General features: G+C 67.3%; 12 protein-coding genes and 1 tRNA gene. 11 read left to right on the top strand and 2 right to left on the bottom strand.

The window, feature by feature from the left end; genetic code table 11:
- The first annotated feature begins 15 nt into the window (after positions 1 to 15).
- From hrpA to ACPTTF_RS11715, 5 genes are all read left to right on the top strand, one after another.
- A complete protein-coding gene (gene hrpA / locus ACPTTF_RS11735) occupies positions 16 to 4,215 on the top strand; it encodes an ATP-dependent RNA helicase HrpA (protein WP_423371254.1) in 4,200 nt (1,399 codons plus the stop codon).
- Positions 4,216 to 4,395: 180 nt separating this feature from the next.
- Positions 4,396 to 5,385 (top strand): beta-propeller fold lactonase family protein, encoded by a 990-nt coding sequence (locus tag ACPTTF_RS11730; protein ID WP_166960350.1) that lies wholly within the window; start codon positions 4,396 to 4,398, stop codon positions 5,383 to 5,385.
- A gap of 16 nt (positions 5,386 to 5,401) precedes the next feature.
- Positions 5,402 to 6,376 (top strand): sterol desaturase family protein, encoded by a 975-nt coding sequence (locus tag ACPTTF_RS11725; RefSeq protein ID WP_423371253.1) that lies wholly within the window; start codon positions 5,402 to 5,404, stop codon positions 6,374 to 6,376.
- A 111-nt stretch (positions 6,377 to 6,487) separates the two neighbouring features.
- Positions 6,488 to 7,315 carry an EI24 domain-containing protein gene (locus ACPTTF_RS11720; RefSeq protein WP_166960344.1) on the top strand — a complete coding sequence of 276 codons (828 nt, stop codon included), beginning with the start codon at positions 6,488 to 6,490 and terminating at the stop codon, positions 7,313 to 7,315.
- Complete coding sequence (locus ACPTTF_RS11715; protein WP_166960341.1) at positions 7,312 to 8,127, top strand: competence/damage-inducible protein A; 816 nt, start codon at positions 7,312 to 7,314, stop codon at positions 8,125 to 8,127. The genes ACPTTF_RS11720 and ACPTTF_RS11715 overlap by 4 nt, the downstream gene beginning before the upstream one ends.
- A 115-nt stretch (positions 8,128 to 8,242) precedes the next feature.
- On the opposite strand, the gene ACPTTF_RS11710 is transcribed toward ACPTTF_RS11715, so the two are convergent.
- The gene (locus ACPTTF_RS11710) at positions 8,243 to 8,707 is read right to left on the bottom strand and encodes a rhodanese-like domain-containing protein (RefSeq protein WP_085039235.1); all 465 of its coding nucleotides are present in this window, start codon (positions 8,705 to 8,707) and stop codon (positions 8,243 to 8,245) included.
- 405 nt (positions 8,708 to 9,112) lie between these two features.
- Between ACPTTF_RS11710 and glnA the strand changes: the two genes are divergently transcribed.
- The 4 genes from glnA (at position 9,113) to ACPTTF_RS11690 (ending at position 15,609) form a co-directional block, all read left to right on the top strand.
- Positions 9,113 to 10,528: a type I glutamate--ammonia ligase gene (gene glnA / locus ACPTTF_RS11705; protein WP_129512515.1), complete on the top strand. Its 1,416-nt coding sequence runs from the start codon at positions 9,113 to 9,115 to the stop codon at positions 10,526 to 10,528.
- Positions 10,529 to 10,688: 160 nt separating this feature from the next.
- Positions 10,689 to 11,831 carry a nitrogen regulation protein NR(II) gene (gene glnL / locus ACPTTF_RS11700; protein WP_166960338.1) on the top strand — a complete coding sequence of 381 codons (1,143 nt, stop codon included), beginning with the start codon at positions 10,689 to 10,691 and terminating at the stop codon, positions 11,829 to 11,831.
- 46 nt (positions 11,832 to 11,877) lie between these two features.
- The gene (gene ntrC, locus ACPTTF_RS11695; protein ID WP_423371252.1) at positions 11,878 to 13,410 is read left to right on the top strand and encodes a nitrogen regulation protein NR(I); all 1,533 of its coding nucleotides are present in this window, start codon (positions 11,878 to 11,880) and stop codon (positions 13,408 to 13,410) included.
- 90 nt (positions 13,411 to 13,500) lie between these two features.
- Positions 13,501 to 15,609: a prolyl oligopeptidase family serine peptidase gene (locus tag ACPTTF_RS11690; RefSeq protein WP_423371251.1), complete on the top strand. Its 2,109-nt coding sequence runs from the start codon at positions 13,501 to 13,503 to the stop codon at positions 15,607 to 15,609.
- Positions 15,610 to 15,630: 21 nt separating this feature from the next.
- On the opposite strand, the gene xth is transcribed toward ACPTTF_RS11690, so the two are convergent.
- On the bottom strand, positions 15,631 to 16,407 hold the full coding sequence (gene xth, locus ACPTTF_RS11685) for an exodeoxyribonuclease III (protein WP_423371250.1): 777 nt from the start codon (positions 16,405 to 16,407) through the stop codon (positions 15,631 to 15,633).
- Between the two features lie 183 nt (positions 16,408 to 16,590).
- On the opposite strand from xth, the gene ACPTTF_RS11680 reads away from it, so the two are divergent.
- Both ACPTTF_RS11680 and ACPTTF_RS11675 read left to right on the top strand, forming a co-directional pair.
- Positions 16,591 to 16,667 (top strand) — tRNA-Met (locus ACPTTF_RS11680).
- Between the two features lie 866 nt (positions 16,668 to 17,533).
- Complete coding sequence (locus ACPTTF_RS11675; protein ID WP_423391162.1) at positions 17,534 to 17,803, top strand: hypothetical protein; 270 nt, start codon at positions 17,534 to 17,536, stop codon at positions 17,801 to 17,803.
- Positions 17,804 to 17,852: the final 49 nt, after the last annotated feature.

Raw genomic sequence — 17,852 nt, 5'->3', positions numbered from 1 at the left:
TTATAATGCGCCCCCATGTCGAATGTTTCTAAAAGTCCCGCGCCGACGCGGGCCAATACGCCGTCGGCCCGGCACCCGGATGGTGCGGCCGATGCACGCGAGCAGCAGGGCCAGCCGCCGCGCCAGCAGCAGGACAAGCCGGCGGGCACGCCGGCACACGCGCCGCGCGGTGACGAACGGCGCGGCGATGCGCGCCAGCCGGCCGCGAAGGGCGCACCGCAGGCAACGGGCGAGCGCCCCCCGCGTCGCGAGCGTGCGCCGCGCGCCATCGTCGCGCCGAACCCCGTCCCGCCGATCACGTACCCCGAAAGCCTGCCCGTGTCGGGCAAGCGCGACGAAATCGCGCGCGCGATCGCCGGTCATCAGGTTGTCATCGTCTGCGGCGAAACCGGCTCGGGCAAGACCACGCAGCTGCCGAAGATCTGTCTCGATCTCGGCCGCGGCCTCGGTGCCGGCGGCACGGGCCTGATCGGCCATACGCAGCCGCGCCGGCTCGCCGCGTCGTCGACCGGCCGCCGGATCGCCGAGGAGCTCGGCACGCCGTTCGGCGAGGTGGTCGGCTACAAGGTGCGGTTCACCGACAATCTCGCGCCGGGCGCGTCCGTGAAGCTGATGACGGACGGCATCCTGCTCGCCGAGACGCAGACCGACCCGCTGCTGAAGGCGTACGACACGCTGATCATCGACGAGGCGCACGAGCGCAGCCTGAACATCGACTTCCTGCTCGGCTACCTGAAGGAAATCCTGCCGCGGCGCCCGGACCTGAAGCTGATCGTCACGTCCGCGACGATCGACGCCGACCGCTTCGCGCGCCATTTCGGCACCGACGAGCGCCCGGCGCCCGTGATCGAGGTGAGCGGGCGGCTGTATCCGGTCGAGATGCGCTACCGCCCGGTGGCCGAGGATCGCCCGGCCGTGAAGAACGCCGAAGGCACGGGCGGCCGCGACCGCGTGAAGACCGCGCGCGAAGCCGAGCGCGACCTGATGGACGCGATCGTCGACGCGGTCGACGAGCTGTGCCGCGAAGGCCCCGGCGACGTGCTGGTGTTCCTGCCCGGCGAGCGCGAGATTCGCGAGGCGGCCGAGGCGCTGCGCAAGCACCATCCGCCGCACACCGAGATCCTGCCGCTGTTCGCGCGGCTCTCGGCCACCGACCAGGACAAGGTGTTCAAGGCGTCGAATGCGCGCCGGATCGTGCTCGCGACCAACGTGGCGGAAACCTCGCTGACGGTGCCGGGCATCCGCTACGTGGTCGACACGGGCCTCGCGCGCGTGAAGCGCTATTCGTACCGGAACAAGGTCGAGCAGCTGCAGGTCGAGTCGATCTCGCAGGCGGCCGCGAACCAGCGCGCGGGCCGTTGCGGCCGCGTGGCCGACGGTATCTGCATCCGCTTGTACGAGGAAAGCGACTACCAGGCGCGCGCGCGCTTCACCGATCCGGAAATCCTGCGCTCATCGCTTGCGTCGGTGATCCTGCGGATGAAGTCGCTGCACCTGACGGCGATCGAATCGTTCCCGTTCCTCGAACCGCCGCCCGGCCGCGCGATCGCGGACGGCTATCAATTGCTCAACGAACTCGGCGCGGTCGACGACGACAACGCGCTGACGCCGCTCGGCCGCGAACTCGCGCGACTGCCGCTCGACCCGCGGGTCGGCCGGATGATTCTGGCCGCACGCGACCAGCAGTCGCTGCGCGAGGTGCTGATCATCGCGAGCGCACTGTCCGTGCAGGACCCGCGCGACCGGCCGATCGAGGCGCAGGAGCAGGCCGACCAGGCGCACCGCCGGTTTGCCGACGAGCGTTCCGAATTCCTGCAGTGGCTGAAGATCTGGGCGTGGTTCGAAGAGGCGGTTGCGCACAAGAAGTCGAACCGCCAGCTCATCGACGCATGCCGGCAGAACTTCCTGTCGCACCTGCGGCTGCGCGAGTGGCGCGACGTCCATTCGCAGCTGCTGACCGTCGTGCGTGAGCACGGCTGGCGGCTCAACGAAACCGAGGCGACTTACGAGCAGGTCCATCTGGCCCTGTTGACCGGGCTGCTCGGCAACCTCGGCATGAAGGCCGACGACGATCCGCACTATCTCGGCGCGCGCGGGATCAAGTTCTACCTGTGGCCGGGCTCCGTGCTCGCGAAGAAGGCCGGCCGCTGGGTGATGGCGGCCGAGCTCGTCGAGACGAGCCGGTTGTACGCGCGCTGCCTCGCGAAGATCGAGCCCGAATGGGTCGAGAAGATCGGCGCGCACCTGCTGAAGAAATCGCTGTCGGAGCCGCACTGGGAAAAGCGCCCGGCGCAGGTCAGCGCGTTCGAGCGCGCGACGCTGTACGGGCTGCCGATCTACCACCGCCGGCGCGTCGCGTTCGGCAAGCAGGATCCGGCGCGTGCGCGCGAGCTGTTCATTCGCGGCGCGCTCGTCGAAGGCGAGTTCGACACGAAGCTGCCGTTCTTCGCGCACAACCGCAAGCTGCTCGCCGATATCGAGCAGCTCGAGCACAAGTCGCGCCGGCAGGACGTGCTCGTCGACGACGAGCTGATCTACGCGTACTACGACCAGGCGATCCCGGAAGGCATCCACACGGGTGCCGCATTCGAGCGCTGGTATCGCGACGAGGTGAAGAAGGGCGGCCAGCCGGAGGGCAAGCAGCGGCTGCTGTACCTGTCGCGCGACGACCTGATGCGCCACGAGGCGGCCGGCGTGACGACCGAGCTGTTCCCGAAGCGCGCGACGATGGCCGGCGTCGAGATGGCGCTCACGTATCACTTCGAGCCCGGCACGCCGCGCGACGGCGTGACGCTCGCGGTGCCGCTGTACGCACTGAACCAGGTCGACGCGCGCCGCTGCGAGTGGCTCGTGCCGGGGATGCTGAAGGAAAAGGTGCAGTTGCTGCTGAAGTCGCTGCCGCAGAAGCTGCGCCGGCACTGCGTGCCGCTGCCCGAGTACGCGGCCGGCTTCGTCGAACGGATGGGCCGCGAGCGCTTCGGCGCGGGCGGGCTCGTCGAGGCGCTGATCGCCGACGTGCGCGGCGAGACGCAAATCGCGATGAAGACGGCCGACTTCAAGCTCGAGACGCTGCCCGCGCACCTGTTCATGAACTTCAAGGTGATCGACGAGCACGGCCGCCAGCTCGCAATGGGGCGCAATCTCGCGCAGCTTCGCCAGGAGCTGGGCGCGCAGGCGCAGCAGCAGTTCCAGAAGATCGCGGCGGCGTCGACGATCGCGACGGGCGGCGATGCCGATGCAGGTCAGCCGGTCGGCCAGGCGCCGGCGGCGCCCGCCACTGCCGGCACCGCCGGTCGCGGCGCGAAGGCCGGCAAGGGCGCGGCGCCGCAGACGTCCGCTCCGGCGGAAGCCGGCGCGACCGCGCTGTACGAGAACCTGACGACGTGGAATTTCGGCAAGCTACCCGAGCTGCTGGAGATCCGCCGGCGCGGCCAGACGCTCTACGGCTACCCGGCGCTCGTCGATCGCGGCACGCATTGCGACGTCGAGGTGTTCGATTCTCCGGAGGAGGCCGCGCGCATCCACCGGGCCGGCCTGCGGCGGCTGTTCGCGCTGCAGCTGAAGGAGCCGATCAAGTTCCTCGAGAAGAACCTGCCGGGCTTGCGCGAGATGGCGATGCAGTACATGTCGCTCGGCACGCAGGACGAGTTGCGCGACCAGCTTATCGACACGGCGCTCGACCGCGCGTGCCTGCAGGATCCGCTGCCCGACGACGATGCGAGCTTCCACGCGCGCCGCGACGAGGGCCGCAGCCGCCTGAACCTGCTCGCGCAGGAAATCGCGCGGCTGGTCGGGCAGATCCTGGCCGAATACGCGGGGCTCGTGAAGAAGCTCGCTCAGGCGAAGCCGTTCGCGCAGGCATATGCGGACCTGCAGCAGCAGCTCGCCGCGCTGGTCGGCAAGCGTTTCGTGATCGACACGCCCTACGCGCAACTGGCGCACTTCCCGCGCTACCTGAAGGGCATCGCGCTGCGGATCGACAAGCTGAAGGCCGATCCGGCGCGCGACGCGAAGCAGTCCGGCGACCTGTTGCCGCTCGCCCAGCAGTACCAGCGCGCGGTGTCGCAGCGCGGCGGCGTCGTGGATCCGCGGCTCGCGGAATTCCGCTGGCTGCTCGAGGAATTGCGGATTTCGCTGTTCGCTCAGGAACTGCGCACGCCGATGCCTGTCTCTGTCAAGCGTCTGCACAAGGTCTGGGAGTCGATGCAGCGCTAGCGCAACATCGGCTTCCCGGCCCCGCACCGGCGGCTGGCCCCGGCCGGCCGCGCGGCGCTTGCCGCGCCGGCCAGCCGGGCCGCCGCCGCGTGCGTCGAAGTGGCGCAATGCCGGCTTCCGTCAACCGGCCGGGCCGGTTGAACGTTTTACAATGACGGTTGTTCCACGACGTGAGTCTTCATGCGCACTTTCCTTTCCCTCGGCCGCACGCTCGCGCTGGCCGCCGCCGTGCTGGCGCCCGCCGCCCACGCGAATAACGTGATCATCCTCAATTCGGCCGAAGCGACGCTTTCCCTGATCGACCAGCAGACCCGCCAGGTCATCGGCACGATGCCGACCGGCAAGGAACCGCACCACTTGATGGCGACGCCCGATAATTCGTCGCTGATCGTTGCAAATTCGGTCTCGAACAGCCTGATGTTCCTCGATCCGAAGACGGGCAAGCTGCAGCGCACCGTCGAGGGGATCGACGATCCGTACCAGCTCGGCTTCTCGCCCGATCGCAAGTGGTTCGCGGCCGCCGGCCTGCGCCTCGATCGCGTCGACATCTACGGCTACGACGGCCGCGACCTGAAGCTCGTGAAGCGCGTGCCGCTCGAAGTGATGCCGAGCCACCTCGCGTTCACGAAGGACAGCAAGACGGTGCTCGTGTCGCTGCAGGTGTCCGGCGAGATCGCGGCGATCGATCTGCCGACGCAGACGGTCAAGTGGAAGATGAAGGTCGGCAAGGTGCCGGCCGGCCTGTGGCTCACGCCGGACGACAAATACCTGCTCGTCGGCATGACGGGCGCGGATTACGTCGCGGTGGTCGACTGGCGCAACCAGAAGGTCGTCAAGCAGATCTACACCGGCAAGGGCGCGCACAACTTCCGTTCGCTCGCCGACGGCACGCACGTCGCCGTGACGAACCGGGTCGCGAACACGATCAGCATCATCGACGAGAACACGCTCACCAACGTCGGCGACATCACCGGCCTGCTTCCGGGCCCGGACGACATGGAGCTGTCCGCCGACAAGAAGACGCTGTGGGTGACGTTCCGCTTCGCGAAGAAGGTCGGGATCATCGACCTCGCGTCGCGCAAGCTGGTGCAGACGATCGCCGTCGGCCGTTCGCCGCACGGGATCTACTTCTACGACCGCGCGCCGTGGCGCGCCGCGAACGGCGCGTGACGGGCGGGGGCGAACGATGCTGCACCTGATCGATGCGTTCGTGTCGGACATCCAGACCTGGCTGTACGTCGACGTCGTGCAACCGCTCCTCTTCAAGTTCAACCTGATGGACTATGACGAGGACACCTACGACGCGCTGTACTGGGTGATCGTCGGCGCGCTGCAGATGGTGCTGATGTTCGTGCTGCTGCGCCCGTTCGAGGCGCTGCTGCCCGTCGAGCGCTGGACGAACCGCCGTGCCGTGCGGGTCGACGTGATCTACACCGCGATCGCGAAGCTCGGCATCTACTCGCTGTTCTTCTTCTTCGCGCTGCAGCCGGTGTTCGACAACTTCCAGGCGTGGCTGCGCCTGCACGGCGTCGCGAACGTCAACCTCGACTACCTGTGGCCGGGCGTGACCTCGAAGCCGATCGTCGCGTTCGCGATCTATCTCGTCGTGCTCGATTTCGCCGGCTACTGGTATCACCGCTGGCAGCACAAGTTCGGCATCTGGTGGGAGCTGCACGCGGTGCATCACAGCCAGCGCCAGATGTCGCTGTGGTGCGACGACCGCAACCACGTGCTCGACGACGTGATCCAGTCGTGCTTCTTCGCGGCGATCGCGCTTGTGATCGGCGTGACGCCGTCGCAGTTCGTCGTGCTGACTGCGTTCACCAACTTCATGCAGAGCATTCAGCACACGAATGCGCGGCTGTCGTTCGGCTGGCTCGGCGAGCGCCTGTTCGTGAGCCCGATCTTCCACCGGCGCCACCACGCGGTCGGCTACGGGCACGAAGGCACGAAGTACGGCTGCAACTTCGGCGTGCTGTTCCCGTGGTGGGACATGATGTTCGGCACCGCGTCGTGGAACCGCACGGTCGAGCCGACCGGCATCCGCGACCAGGTCGAGGGCGTGTCCTACGGCGAAGGCTTCTGGTCGCAGCACGGCCTCGCGTTCGTGCGGATCTTCCGGCGCCTGTTCCCCGCCAAGCGCGGTGCGGCATCGGCCTGATCCGGCCTTTCCCACGTTGAGCGGCTCTCCCACGCGGCCCGCATGTGCTTTGGCGCATGCGGGCCGCGTGGTTTATCCTTTCCCCGTTTTTCTCTGTCGATACAGGCTCGCATGAACGACTTGCTGCGCTCTTTCGTCCGGGCGCTCGCCAGCGCGCTGCACCCGCGCATGCTGTGGCTCACCCTGATGCCGTTCGTCGTCTCGGCGCTGCTCTGGGGTGCCGTGCTGTGGTTCTCGTGGCAGACGCTGCTGGATATCGCGCGCGGCGCGCTCGACGGCTTCGTGCTGACGGCCATGCTGTATCGCGCGTTCGACGCGATCGGCATGTCGCAGCTGCATGCGGTCGTCGCGCCGTTCGTGGTCGTGTCGCTCGCGATCCCGCTGATCGTACTGACGGTGCTGCTGCTGATCGCGACGATCTCGATGCCGGTCGTGATCAAGCACCTGTCGAACCGGCAGTTCGCGGCGCTCGAGTCGAAGCGGGGCGGCACCTTCTTCGGCAGCGCGTTCAATTCGCTCGGCGCGGCGCTCGTCGGCGTCGTGCTGCTGGTCGTCACGATCCCGCTGTGGCTGATTCCGCCGTTCTTCGCGCTGCTGCCGCCCGTGATCTGGGGCTGGCTCACGTACCGCGTGATGACCTACGACGCGCTCGCGCTGCACGCGAGCCGCGACGAGCGCCGGGCGCTCGTGCGCCAGCACCGCTGGCCGCTGATCGGCATCGGCGTCGCGACCGGGCTGCTCGGCACCGTGCCGACCTTCGTGTGGGTATCGTCGGTCTGGATGATGGTGCTGTTCCCGTTCGTCGCGGCGGCCATGATCTGGGTTTACGCTTTCATCCTCGTCTTCTCGGCGCTGTGGTTCGGGCATTACTGCCTGCGCGCGCTGGAGGACCTGCGTGCGAGTTCGCGCGCCACCGCAATCGACATGGGGCAGGCATGAGCATCGGCATCATCATCATCGGCGACGAAATCCTTTCGGGACGCCGGCAGGACAAGCATCTGGCGAAGGTCATCGAGCTGCTCGGCGCGCGCGGCCTCGCGCTCGACTGGGCCGAATACGTCGGCGACGATCCGGCGCGCATCACGGCGACCCTCGCCCGCGCGATCGCGTCGGGCGACATCGTGTTCTCGACGGGCGGGATCGGCGCAACGCCGGACGACCACACGCGCCAGTGCGCGGCCGCCGCGCTCGGCGTGACGCTCGAGCTGCATCCGGAAGCGAAGGTGCTGATTTCGGAGCGGATCCGCGAAACGCACGCCGATCCGGCCACGCCGGTCGACTTCGAGTCGCCGGAGAACCAGCACCGCTTCAACATGGGTGTGTTCCCGGTGGGCGCGACGATCATCCCGAACGGCTACAACCGGATTCCCGGTTTCTCGGTCGGCGACCTGCACTTCGTGCCGGGCTTCCCGGTGATGGCGTGGCCGATGATCGAATGGGTGCTCGATACGAAGTACGCGCATCTGCATCATGCGACGCCGCACGCGGAGCGTTCGCTGTACGTGTTCGAGCTGCCGGAATCGACGCTCACGCCGCTGATGGAGCGCATCGAGCGCGATTTCCCGGGCGTGCGCGTGTTCAGCCTGCCGAGCGTGGGCGATACGGAGCGCGGCGGGATCTATGCGCGCCGTCACATCGACCTCGGCGTGAAGGGCGAGCCGGAAGCGGTCGCGGCCGCGTACGTGAAGCTGCGCGAAGGCGTGCACCTGCTCGGCGGCGACGTCGTCGAACCCGAGACGCCGCGCGCCTGAGCGGCCCGCCAACCGGCGGCACAAAAACCACGGGCCGCGCAACGCGGCCCGTCATCGGCATGTCATCGCCCGGCTCGACGATGAGGTTGTCGTCACCGGCGGAAGCGGCGCGCCGTCAGGCGCCGATCCACGGCAGTTTCCGGAAGCACCAGCCGTCGACCGTCTTGCGGTGGCCTTCGGCGTCCTTCGCGCCCTCGAAGCCTTCGAGCAGGTCGAACGCCTTCGTGAAGCCGGCCTGCGTGGAGGCGACCGCGGCGAGCTTCGAGCGCGCGGCGCTGCGGCACAGGAACAGGATCGGTGTATCGGCCGGGAGGGCCGCCTTCAGTTCGTTGACGAATTCGGCGTTCGGCACGCCGCCCGGGTAGCGCGTCCATTCGAGGTGCAGGTACTGGCCGTCGCCGACCAGCGGGCGGCCGATCCAGTCGAGTTCGGCGCGGGTGCGCACGTCGACGAGGCGCGCCGACGGATCGAGCTGCAGCAGCTCGAAGGCTTCGGCCGGCAGCAGCGCCCCGGCGTAGTTGAGCGCGCCTTGGGCGCGGCGTTCGTCGGCCTTCGTGTAAAGCTGGTCGAGCGTACTCATGGCAGGGAGTCTCCTATCGGTCAAACGAACATTCTAGCGCGGCGTCGCGGCACGGATGGCCGTGTGGGGTACGGTGCGCGCACCACACACGCGTTCACCAAAAAAGTGCAGAATGGCGCGCATGCACCAGAATGATTCCGTGACCGCGGTGCGTTGCGACGATTGCACCATGGCGGTGCCATCGACCGGCGAGCGGTGCGAAGCCGAGCCCCGGAATCGCGCAGCCCGGCCCCGGCGCGGCGAGCGCCGGCGCGATTCGCGCCAATCTTGCGCACAGGTGGCACGGAAGCTGCTTTATAGAATTCGGTCGAATCGGGGCGCGCTGCGCCAAAGCAAGATCCCGATCAGCTCGATAAACGAGGCGGTTCCCAGTCCGCCAGAATTGTTCAATCAGGAGAAGAGGTTATGAGTAAAACCGTCGCCGACGTCATGCAACTCGTGAAGGACGAGGACTGCAAGTTTGTCGATTTCCGCTTCACGGACACGCGCGGCAAGGAACAGCACGTGTCGGTGCCGGTTTCGGCGTTCGACGAAGACAAGTTCGAAAGCGGCCATGCATTCGACGGTTCGTCGATCGCGGGCTGGAAGGGTATCGAGGCGTCGGACATGCTGCTCATGCCGGACCCGAACGCAGCCTTCATCGACCCGTTCTATGAAGAGTCGACCCTCGTGCTGACCTGCGACGTGGTCGAGCCGGCCGACGGCAAGGGCTACGAGCGCGACCCGCGATCGCTCGCGAAGCGCGGCGAAGCGTACCTGAAGAGCACGGGCATCGGCGACACGGCCTACTTCGGTCCGGAACCGGAATTCTTCATTTTCGACTCGGTCCAGTGGAACACGGACATGTCGGGCTGCTTCGTGAAGATCAACTCGGAAGAAGCGCCGTGGTCGGCAGGCAAGGAATTCGAAGGCGGCAACACGGGCCACCGTCCGGGCACGAAGGGCGGCTACTTCCCGGTCGCGCCGGTCGACACGTTCCAGGACATGCGTTCGGAAATGTGCCTGCTGCTCGAACAGCTCGGCATCCCGGTCGAAGTGCACCACCACGAAGTGGCGGGCCAGGGCCAGAACGAAATCGGCACGAAGTTCTCGACGCTGGTCGAGCGCGCCGACTGGACGCAATGGTCGAAGTACATCATCCATAACGTCGCGCACTCGTACGGCAAGACGGCGACGTTCATGCCGAAGCCGGTCGTCGGCGACAACGGTTCGGGCATGCACGTTCACCAGTCGATCTGGAAGGACGGCCAGAACCTGTTCGCGGGCAACGGCTACGCCGGCCTGTCGGAACTGGCGCTGTTCTACATCGGCGGCATCATCAAGCACGCTCGCGCGCTGAACGCGATCACGAACCCGACGACGAACTCGTACAAGCGTCTGGTCCCGCACTTCGAAGCACCGGTCAAGCTCGCTTACTCGGCGCGCAACCGTTCGGCATCGATCCGCATTCCGCACGTGTCGAACCCGAAGGGCCGCCGTATCGAAACGCGCTTCCCGGATCCGATGGCGAACCCGTACCTGTGCTTCACGGCGCTGATGATGGCCGGCCTCGACGGGATCCAGAACAAGATCCATCCGGGCGAAGCAGCGGACAAGAACCTGTACGACCTGCCGCCGGAAGAGGATGCAAAGATCCCGACCGTCTGCGCGGGCCTCGACCAGGCACTCGAAGCGCTCGACAAGGATCGCGAGTTCCTGACGCGCGGCGGCGTGTTCACGGACGGCATGCTGGACGCGTACCTCGCGCTGAAGGAGCAGGAGCTGGCGAAGTTCCGCATGACGACGCACCCGATCGAGTTCGAGATGTACTACTCGCTGTAATCGGCGATGGCGCTTCGATTCAGCGCCGTTTTGCCGGTTCGTTCCCGTCGCGCGGTTGGCGGCGGGGGCGGCGGAGTCTGAAAGGGGCGGCGTCCAGCCGTCCCTTTTTTGTTCCGGTGATTTTCCTTTTCTGGCCCGTTGAGGCGCGACAAGCACGCAGATGGTTCTGAAGAATCTGATCAAGGCGAAAACGGGGCAGCCCGAGCGACTGACGGACGACGAGCGGCTCGCACGCTCGGGCCTGCTGGCGGGGCTGGAAGCGCTGCCGACGGTCGTGATCGTGCTCGACCGCAAGACGCTGCGGATCGCGTTCGCGAACCCGTCCGCGGAGGCGATGCTCGACATCTCGCGCCGGCAGCTCGCGCAGCGGCCGTGGGGCGAGATCTTTCCGAACGCGAACGAGCTGGCGTCGACGATCACCGCGATCGGCGAGGAACGCTTTCACGCGACGCACCTCGATACCGTGCTCGACCGGCCCGGCCGCGAACCGCTGCACGTGCATGCGATCGTCGGCTTCCTCGAGACCTCGCCCGATTTCGTGCTCGTCGAGCTGTTCGAGAACGAACGTCAGTCGCGCACCGATCGCGAGGAGCGCATCCACGACCTGACCGCGGTCAACAAGCAGTTGATCCGCAACCTCGCGCACGAGATCAAGAACCCGCTCGGCGGCATTCGCGGCGCAGCCCAGCTGCTCGAATTCGAGCTCGGCGAGCGTGAGCGCGGCGAGTTGCGCGAATACACGCAGGTGATCATCAAGGAGTCCGACCGCCTGCAAACGCTCGTCGACCGGTTACTGGAGCCGCACCGGCATCCGCACATCGTCGGCGACGTGAACATTCATGAAGTATGCGAACGCGTGCGCGCGGTGATGCTCGCGGAATTCCCGCGCGGGCTCACGATCGAGCGCGACTACGACGTGAGCGTGCCGGACCTGCGCGGCGACAAGGAGCAACTGATCCAGGCGCTGCTCAACATCGTACGCAACGCCGCACAGGCGCTGCGCGAACGGATCGCGCAGGGCGACGCGAAGATCGAGCTGCGCACGCGCATCGCGCGCAAGGTGACGATCGCGAAGCGCCTGTACCGGCTGGCACTGGACTTGCACGTGATCGACAACGGGCCCGGCATCCCGGAAGAAATCCGCGACCGGATCTTCTACCCGCTCGTGTCCGGGCGCGACGATGGCAGCGGTCTCGGCCTGACGCTCGCGCAGACGTTCGTGCAGCAGCATGACGGGATGATCGAGGTCGAAAGCCGGCCCGGACGTACCGAATTTCAGATCCTGCTGCCGCTCGACCATTGAGCGGCGGCATGGCGATTCACCAGATTCACCAATATCTGACCGACCTATGAAGCCGATCTGGATAGTAGACGACGACCAATCGATCCGCTGGGTGCTTGAAAAGGCGCTCGCCCGGGACAGCTTCGCGACGAAGAGCTTCGCGAACGTGCGTGATGCGCTGGCCGCGCTCGACCACGAGACACCGCAGGTGCTCGTATCCGACATCCGGATGCCGGGCGGCTCGGGCCTCGAGTTGCTGCAGGCGATGCATGAGCGCCTGCCGGGCCTGCCTGTCATCATCATGACGGCGTTCTCCGATCTCGACAGCGCCGTCGCGGCGTTCCAGGGCGGCGCGTTCGAATATCTCGCGAAGCCGTTCGACGTCGACAAGGCGGTCGAGCTGATCCGCCGCGCCGTCGAGGAAAGCCTGCGTGGCGGCGCGCCGCAGGACGAGCGCGTGGCCGAGGCGCCCGAGATGCTCGGCCAGGCGCCCGCGATGCAGGACATGTTCCGCGCGATCGGCCGCCTGTCGCATTCGGCCGCGACCGTGCTGATCACCGGCGAATCGGGCACCGGCAAGGAGCTCGTCGCGCGTGCGCTGCACCGTCACAGCCCGCGTGCGAACGGGCCGTTTATCGCGCTGAACACCGCGGCGATTCCGAAGGACCTGCTCGAATCCGAGCTGTTCGGCCATGAGCGCGGCGCGTTCACCGGCGCGCAGACCACACGGCAGGGCCGCTTCGAGCAGGCCGAGAACGGTACGCTGTTCCTCGATGAAATCGGCGACATGCCGTTCGACCTGCAGACGCGCCTGTTGCGCGTGCTGTCGGACGGGCAGTTCTATCGGGTCGGCGGCCACAACCCGCTGCGCGCGAACGTGCGCGTGATCGCCGCGACGCACCAGAATCTCGAATCGCGCGTGCGCCAGGGGCTGTTCCGCGAGGACCTTTACCACCGGCTCAACGTGATCCGGCTGCGCCTGCCGCCGCTGCGCGAACGCAGCGAGGACATCGCGCTGCTCACGCGCCACTTCCTGCAGAAGAGCGCGCGCGATCTCGGCGTCGAGCCGAAGCGCGTGTCCGACGAGGCGCTGGCTTACCTCACGTCGCTCGCGTTTCCCGGCAACGTGCGTCAGCTCGAGAACCTCGCGAACTGGCTGACCGTGATGGCGCCCGCGCAGACGGTCGAGATCAAGGACCTGCCGCCCGACCTCGTGCCGGCCGGTGCGCCGGTCGTCACCGCGGGCGACGGTGTGGACGCACACGTCGGCGGCGGCGATGCGGCGCTCTCGGCATCGCTGACCGGTGCGGCACCGGTGGCGTCCGCGCCGGTGGCGTCCGCGCCTGTCGCGGCCGCGCCGAACGGCAGCGCGCCGGCCGGCTATCCGCTGTGGGAGCACGGCCTGCGCACCGAGGTTGCACGGCTGTTGCGCGAGAACTCGGCCGACGTGATGGACGAACTCGCACGCCGCTTCGAGGCGGCCGTGATTCGCGAGGCGCTCGACTTCACGCGCGGCCGCAAGGTCGAGGCCGCGGAGCGGCTCGGCATCGGCCGCAACACGATCACGCGCAAGATCCAGGAACTCCATCTGGAGCCCTGAGCACGATTTCGCGGCATGCGCGGGCATCGCGCGTGCCGCGATCGGACATAATCGCGGTTTGCACGCCGTTTGCCATTCCGCCGATCCTCAATGTCCGATTCCTTCCGCTGGCCCGCCGGGGCCGACCCGTTCCGTTTCCTCGAATCGCTCGACAGCAAGCGCGCCCGCACGTGGGTCGACGAGCAGAATGCGCGCACGCGCGCCGCGCTGCGTGACGACGACGCGTATCGCGCGCTGACGGCGCGTCTCGCCAAAGCGTACCTGCCGCGCGAACGCCCGGTGATCCCAACCCGCTGGCGCGACTGGGCCTACGACCTGTGGCAGGACGATCTCCATCCGAAGGGGCTGTGGCGCCGCACGCGCTGGGATGACTGGCGTGCGGGCCGGCCGGCGTGGGAAACGCTGCTCGACGTCGACGCGCTCGGCGCGGAGGAGGGCGAGTCGTGGGTGTTCGAGCAGGACGCGATCCTGTATCCGGACGGCGATCGCGCGCTGCTGTCGCTGTCGCCGGGCGGTGCCGACGCGGTCGTCGTGCGTGAATTCGATCTCGTCGAACGTCGTTTCGTCGAGGGCGGCTTCACGATCGACGAGCCGGGGCATCACACGGTCGGCTGGATCGATCGCGATACCGTCTACGTGAGCTGGGATCGCGGCGAAGCGCATGCAACCGCGGCCGGCTATCCGTATGAAGCGCGGCGCTGGGTGCGCGGCACGGCGCTTGCCGATGCGCCCGTCGTCTTCCGCGGCGAACCCGACGACATCAGCGCGGGTGCGGGGTTCGATCCGATCGACAACCGCCACGTCGCGTGGCGCAGCGTCGACTTCTTCGACGCGCATGCGTACCGGCTGACCGACGCGGGCGAATGGGCGCGCTACGACGTGCCGACCCATGTCGAGGTCGGGTTCTGGGAAGGCTGGCTCGTGCTGGAGCCGCGCCTCGACTGGGATTGCGATGGCGTGCGCCACGCGGGCGGCTCGCTGCTGGCGATCCGCGAGCAGGCGTTCCTGGCCGGGTCGCGCGAACTCACGACGCTGTTCGCGCCGCAACCGTCGACCTCCGCGTGCACGTGGACGCACACGCGCACGACGCTGATCGCGAGCTGGCTCGACGACGTGCACAACCGCACGATGCTGTGGCAGCCGCGGCAGGCCGACGATGGCACGTGGACGTGGGACGCGCGGCCGTTCGACTGGCCGGGCGACGCGCAGATCGACGTCGAGCCCGTCGAGTCGACGCTGAACGACGAGATTTACGTGGACGTCGACACCTATCTCGATCCGCCCGAATGCTGGCTGGCCGATCTTGCCGACCGTGCGGACGATGCGTCGTCGCGCCGCGTGCTGCTCGACCGGCCGCCGGTGCAGTTCGACGCGGCGGGGCTCGTCGTGCGCCGCGCGAGTGCGCGTTCGCAAGACGGCACGATGGTGCCGTACACGCTGATCGGGCCGCGCGATGCACTCGACGTGACCGACGGCGCTGCGCGTGTCGCGCGGCCGTGCCTGCTGTCCGGCTATGGCGGTTTTGCGATCCCGAACCTGCCGGGCTACAGCGACGCGTTCGGCATCGGGTGGCTCGAGCGCGGCGGCGTGATGGCGTTCGCGCACATCCGCGGCGGTGGCGAGTTCGGGCCGCGCTGGCACGTCGACGCGCAGCGCGAACACCGCCAGCGCTCGTTCGACGATTTCATCGCGGTGGCCGAGGACCTGGCCGCGACCGGCGTGACGAGTGCCGCGCAGCTCGGTATCGAGGGCGGCAGCAACGGCGGGCTGCTGGTCGCCGCGTGCATGGTGCAGCGCCCGGAGTTGTTCGGCGCGGTGCTCTGCCGCGTGCCGCTGCTCGACATGCGGCGTTATCCGAAGCTGCACGCGGGCGCCGCGTGGCTCGACGAGTATGGCGACCCGGACGATCCGCACGAAGGTGCGGCGCTGGCCGCGTACTCGCCGTATCACCGCGTGCGCGAAGGCGTCGCATATCCGCCGCTGCTGCTGACGACGTCGACGCGCGACGACCGTGTGCATCCCGCGCATGCGCGCAAGATGGCCGCACGCATGCATGCGCTCGGTCACGAACGGGTGTGGTACTGGGAGAACACCGACGGCGGCCACGGCAGCGCCGACGATCTGGAACGCGCGGAAGCCGACGCGGCGGAATTCGGGTTCCTGTGGGCCCATCTCGGGCCGGCGCCCGCGCGTCGCTGAACGCGCGGGCGGATTGGACGATCAGCCGACGACCGCGACGACGGGCGTGTGGTCGGACGGCTGTTCCCACGTGCGCGGCGTGCGATCGACCTCGCACGACGTGCAGGTCTCGGCGAGCGCCGGCGACAGCAGGATGTGGTCGATGCGCAGCCCCGCGTTGCGGCGGAAGCCCATCATCCGGTAGTCCCACCACGTGAAGGTCTTCTCCGGCTGTTCGAAGCGGCGGAACGCATCGACGAAGCCGAGTTCGATCAGCTGCGCGAAGTGCGCGCGCTCCTGCGGCGACACGAGGTTCTGGCCTTCCCATTTCGCCGGGTCGTGCACGTCGCGGTCTTCCGGCGCGATGTTGTAGTCGCCGAGTAGCGCGAGCTTCGGGTAGCGCTGCAGCTCGGTGCGCAGCCACGCCTGCAGCGCGTCGAGCCATTGCATCTTGTAGGCAAACTTGTCGGAGTCGGGCGCCTGGCCGTTCGGGAAATACGCGGACACGATGCGCACGCCGTCGACCGTCGCGGCGACCACGCGCTGCTGCGGATCGTCGAAGCCGGGGATGTTGCGCACGACGTCCGCTTCGTCGACCGACAGCGTGTCACGCGCGAGGATCGCGACGCCGTTGTAGGTCTTCTGGCCCGTGAACCAGCTGCGGTAGCCGGCAGCCTCGAGATCGGCGCGCGGGAATTTCTCGTCCGGCAGCTTCAGTTCCTGCAGGCACAGCACGTCGGTGCCGCTTTGCGCGAGCCAGTCGAGCACGTGCTGCTTGCGGACGTTGAGCGAGTTGACGTTCCAGGTGGCGATTTTCATGAACGGGAGTGTGCGTGCGGGGTGAATGCGAAGGCCGCCATCTTACCGCGAGCACGCGGCGCGAACGCGCCTGTCGTACGGGGCGAGGGCAGTGCCTCGCACCGCTGTCACGGTGGACGGAGAAGAAATTGTGACAAAAGTGTTGACGTGAGTACTCCCTCACCCTATAATTTATTTCTCTGACGCGGGGTGGAGCAGTCTGGCAGCTCGTCGGGCTCATAACCCGAAGGTCGTAGGTTCAAATCCTACCCCCGCAACCAGCTTCAAGCGAAAGCCCTGATTTCACTAAGAAATCAGGGCTTTTTGCCATTCCGGGTGGCGCTGCACCATGGCCGCCCGAGAGCACCCGCAACCAAACGCGCGCTTCGGCCCATCCTCGCACCGGGTTCCCCGGGTTCTACGTCTCCCGGCATGGTGCCTTCTACTGGCGTGAGCGCAACCGCTGGCGGAGCCTTCGCACCAAGGATCCGCGCGAGGCGTCGCTGTTTGCGATGGCACGGGTTCGCCATTGGCGTCGACCTGCTTTGTTGTAACTCGATACACGAGGCAGCCTGGTGGGGCGGGTTGCCCTTCTCCGGCACTCTATCGACCCGAAGCCGTGTCGTCGCTCAACCGTGCGACCAGGGGCGCACGGCACCCATGCACGCCGGTTGCAGACATGCCAGAACCTGCCATCCCGGGTTGGTAGCCCACGGATGAGCAGGACGAAAACATGGCCTGCAACGCAAAGCCCACGCCGACCACATTGTTGGACGGGTTTGAACCGTCCAACAATGTGGTGATGGTTCATCGTTCAGATCGACCATCGCAAGGCCGTAGCGAAAGCGAAGGCCGTAAGCGTGGTCGCGGGAGCGAACACACGATCACGGACGCACTCCGTGATAGCGAAGCCAGCGCCAGACGACCCGCCGAAGGTGATAACACGCCTGGACAATGCACGCCGCCCGGCAGACGCAAAACATACTGAACACCAAGGAGGCGCGTAATGGGGCGCCAGCCACGATCGCGAAGTATCGCCGTGCCTACGAAAACCTGCGGGCCGAAGGGATCCCGGTGCTGGACAAGGCGACGACACTGAATCACTACGATGTCTTGCGGACGGCGTCGCACCACTGCATGGAAACCGATGTGCGTGCGCGCCGCGACGGAGGCGCAACGTTTGATCGTTGAGGCGAGGCGGCTGGCGGTGGAGATGGACGTGCAGTTTCGCCAGGATGACCGTAAGACCTGGAAAAACAAGGCCACCGCGATGTGGACGGCCGGCTTGTCGATCGTGTCGAGGTCGAAGCGCGACACGATCGCACCGCACCCGTCGATGGCGGTCACGGCCCTGCAGACCGCGGGCAGCATGGCGCAAAGGTCGCGGAACGCCACGCCTAACGGTTGGCGGTGCTGACGGTGTTTGGGGGGCGGCCGCAGAATTGAAACGCAGCATTGAGATTTCG

The sequence above is a fragment of the Burkholderia crassaminum genome, from assembly GCF_964265005.1.
Taxonomy (GTDB): Bacteria; Pseudomonadota; Gammaproteobacteria; order Burkholderiales; family Burkholderiaceae; genus Burkholderia.
Note: the sequence above shows the minus strand (reverse complement) of the source record. Positions and strands in the feature narration are given on the sequence as shown.

What these genes read in the sequence shown, in the direction of transcription:
- hrpA (WP_423371254.1), top strand. Translation starts at nt 16, where the DNA reads ATGTCGAATGTTTCTAAAAGTCCCGCGCCGACGCGGGCCAATACGCCG.
- ACPTTF_RS11730 (WP_166960350.1), top strand. Translation starts at nt 4,396, where the DNA reads ATGCGCACTTTCCTTTCCCTCGGCCGCACGCTCGCGCTGGCCGCCGCC.
- ACPTTF_RS11725 (WP_423371253.1), top strand. Translation starts at nt 5,402, where the DNA reads ATGCTGCACCTGATCGATGCGTTCGTGTCGGACATCCAGACCTGGCTG.
- ACPTTF_RS11720 (WP_166960344.1), top strand. Translation starts at nt 6,488, where the DNA reads ATGAACGACTTGCTGCGCTCTTTCGTCCGGGCGCTCGCCAGCGCGCTG.
- ACPTTF_RS11715 (WP_166960341.1), top strand. Translation starts at nt 7,312, where the DNA reads ATGAGCATCGGCATCATCATCATCGGCGACGAAATCCTTTCGGGACGC.
- ACPTTF_RS11710 (WP_085039235.1), bottom strand. Translation starts at nt 8,707, where the DNA reads ATGAGTACGCTCGACCAGCTTTACACGAAGGCCGACGAACGCCGCGCC.
- glnA (WP_129512515.1), top strand. Translation starts at nt 9,113, where the DNA reads ATGAGTAAAACCGTCGCCGACGTCATGCAACTCGTGAAGGACGAGGAC.
- glnL (WP_166960338.1), top strand. Translation starts at nt 10,689, where the DNA reads ATGGTTCTGAAGAATCTGATCAAGGCGAAAACGGGGCAGCCCGAGCGA.
- ntrC (WP_423371252.1), top strand. Translation starts at nt 11,878, where the DNA reads ATGAAGCCGATCTGGATAGTAGACGACGACCAATCGATCCGCTGGGTG.
- ACPTTF_RS11690 (WP_423371251.1), top strand. Translation starts at nt 13,501, where the DNA reads ATGTCCGATTCCTTCCGCTGGCCCGCCGGGGCCGACCCGTTCCGTTTC.
- xth (WP_423371250.1), bottom strand. Translation starts at nt 16,407, where the DNA reads ATGAAAATCGCCACCTGGAACGTCAACTCGCTCAACGTCCGCAAGCAG.
- ACPTTF_RS11675 (WP_423391162.1), top strand. Translation starts at nt 17,534, where the DNA reads ATGTGCGTGCGCGCCGCGACGGAGGCGCAACGTTTGATCGTTGAGGCG.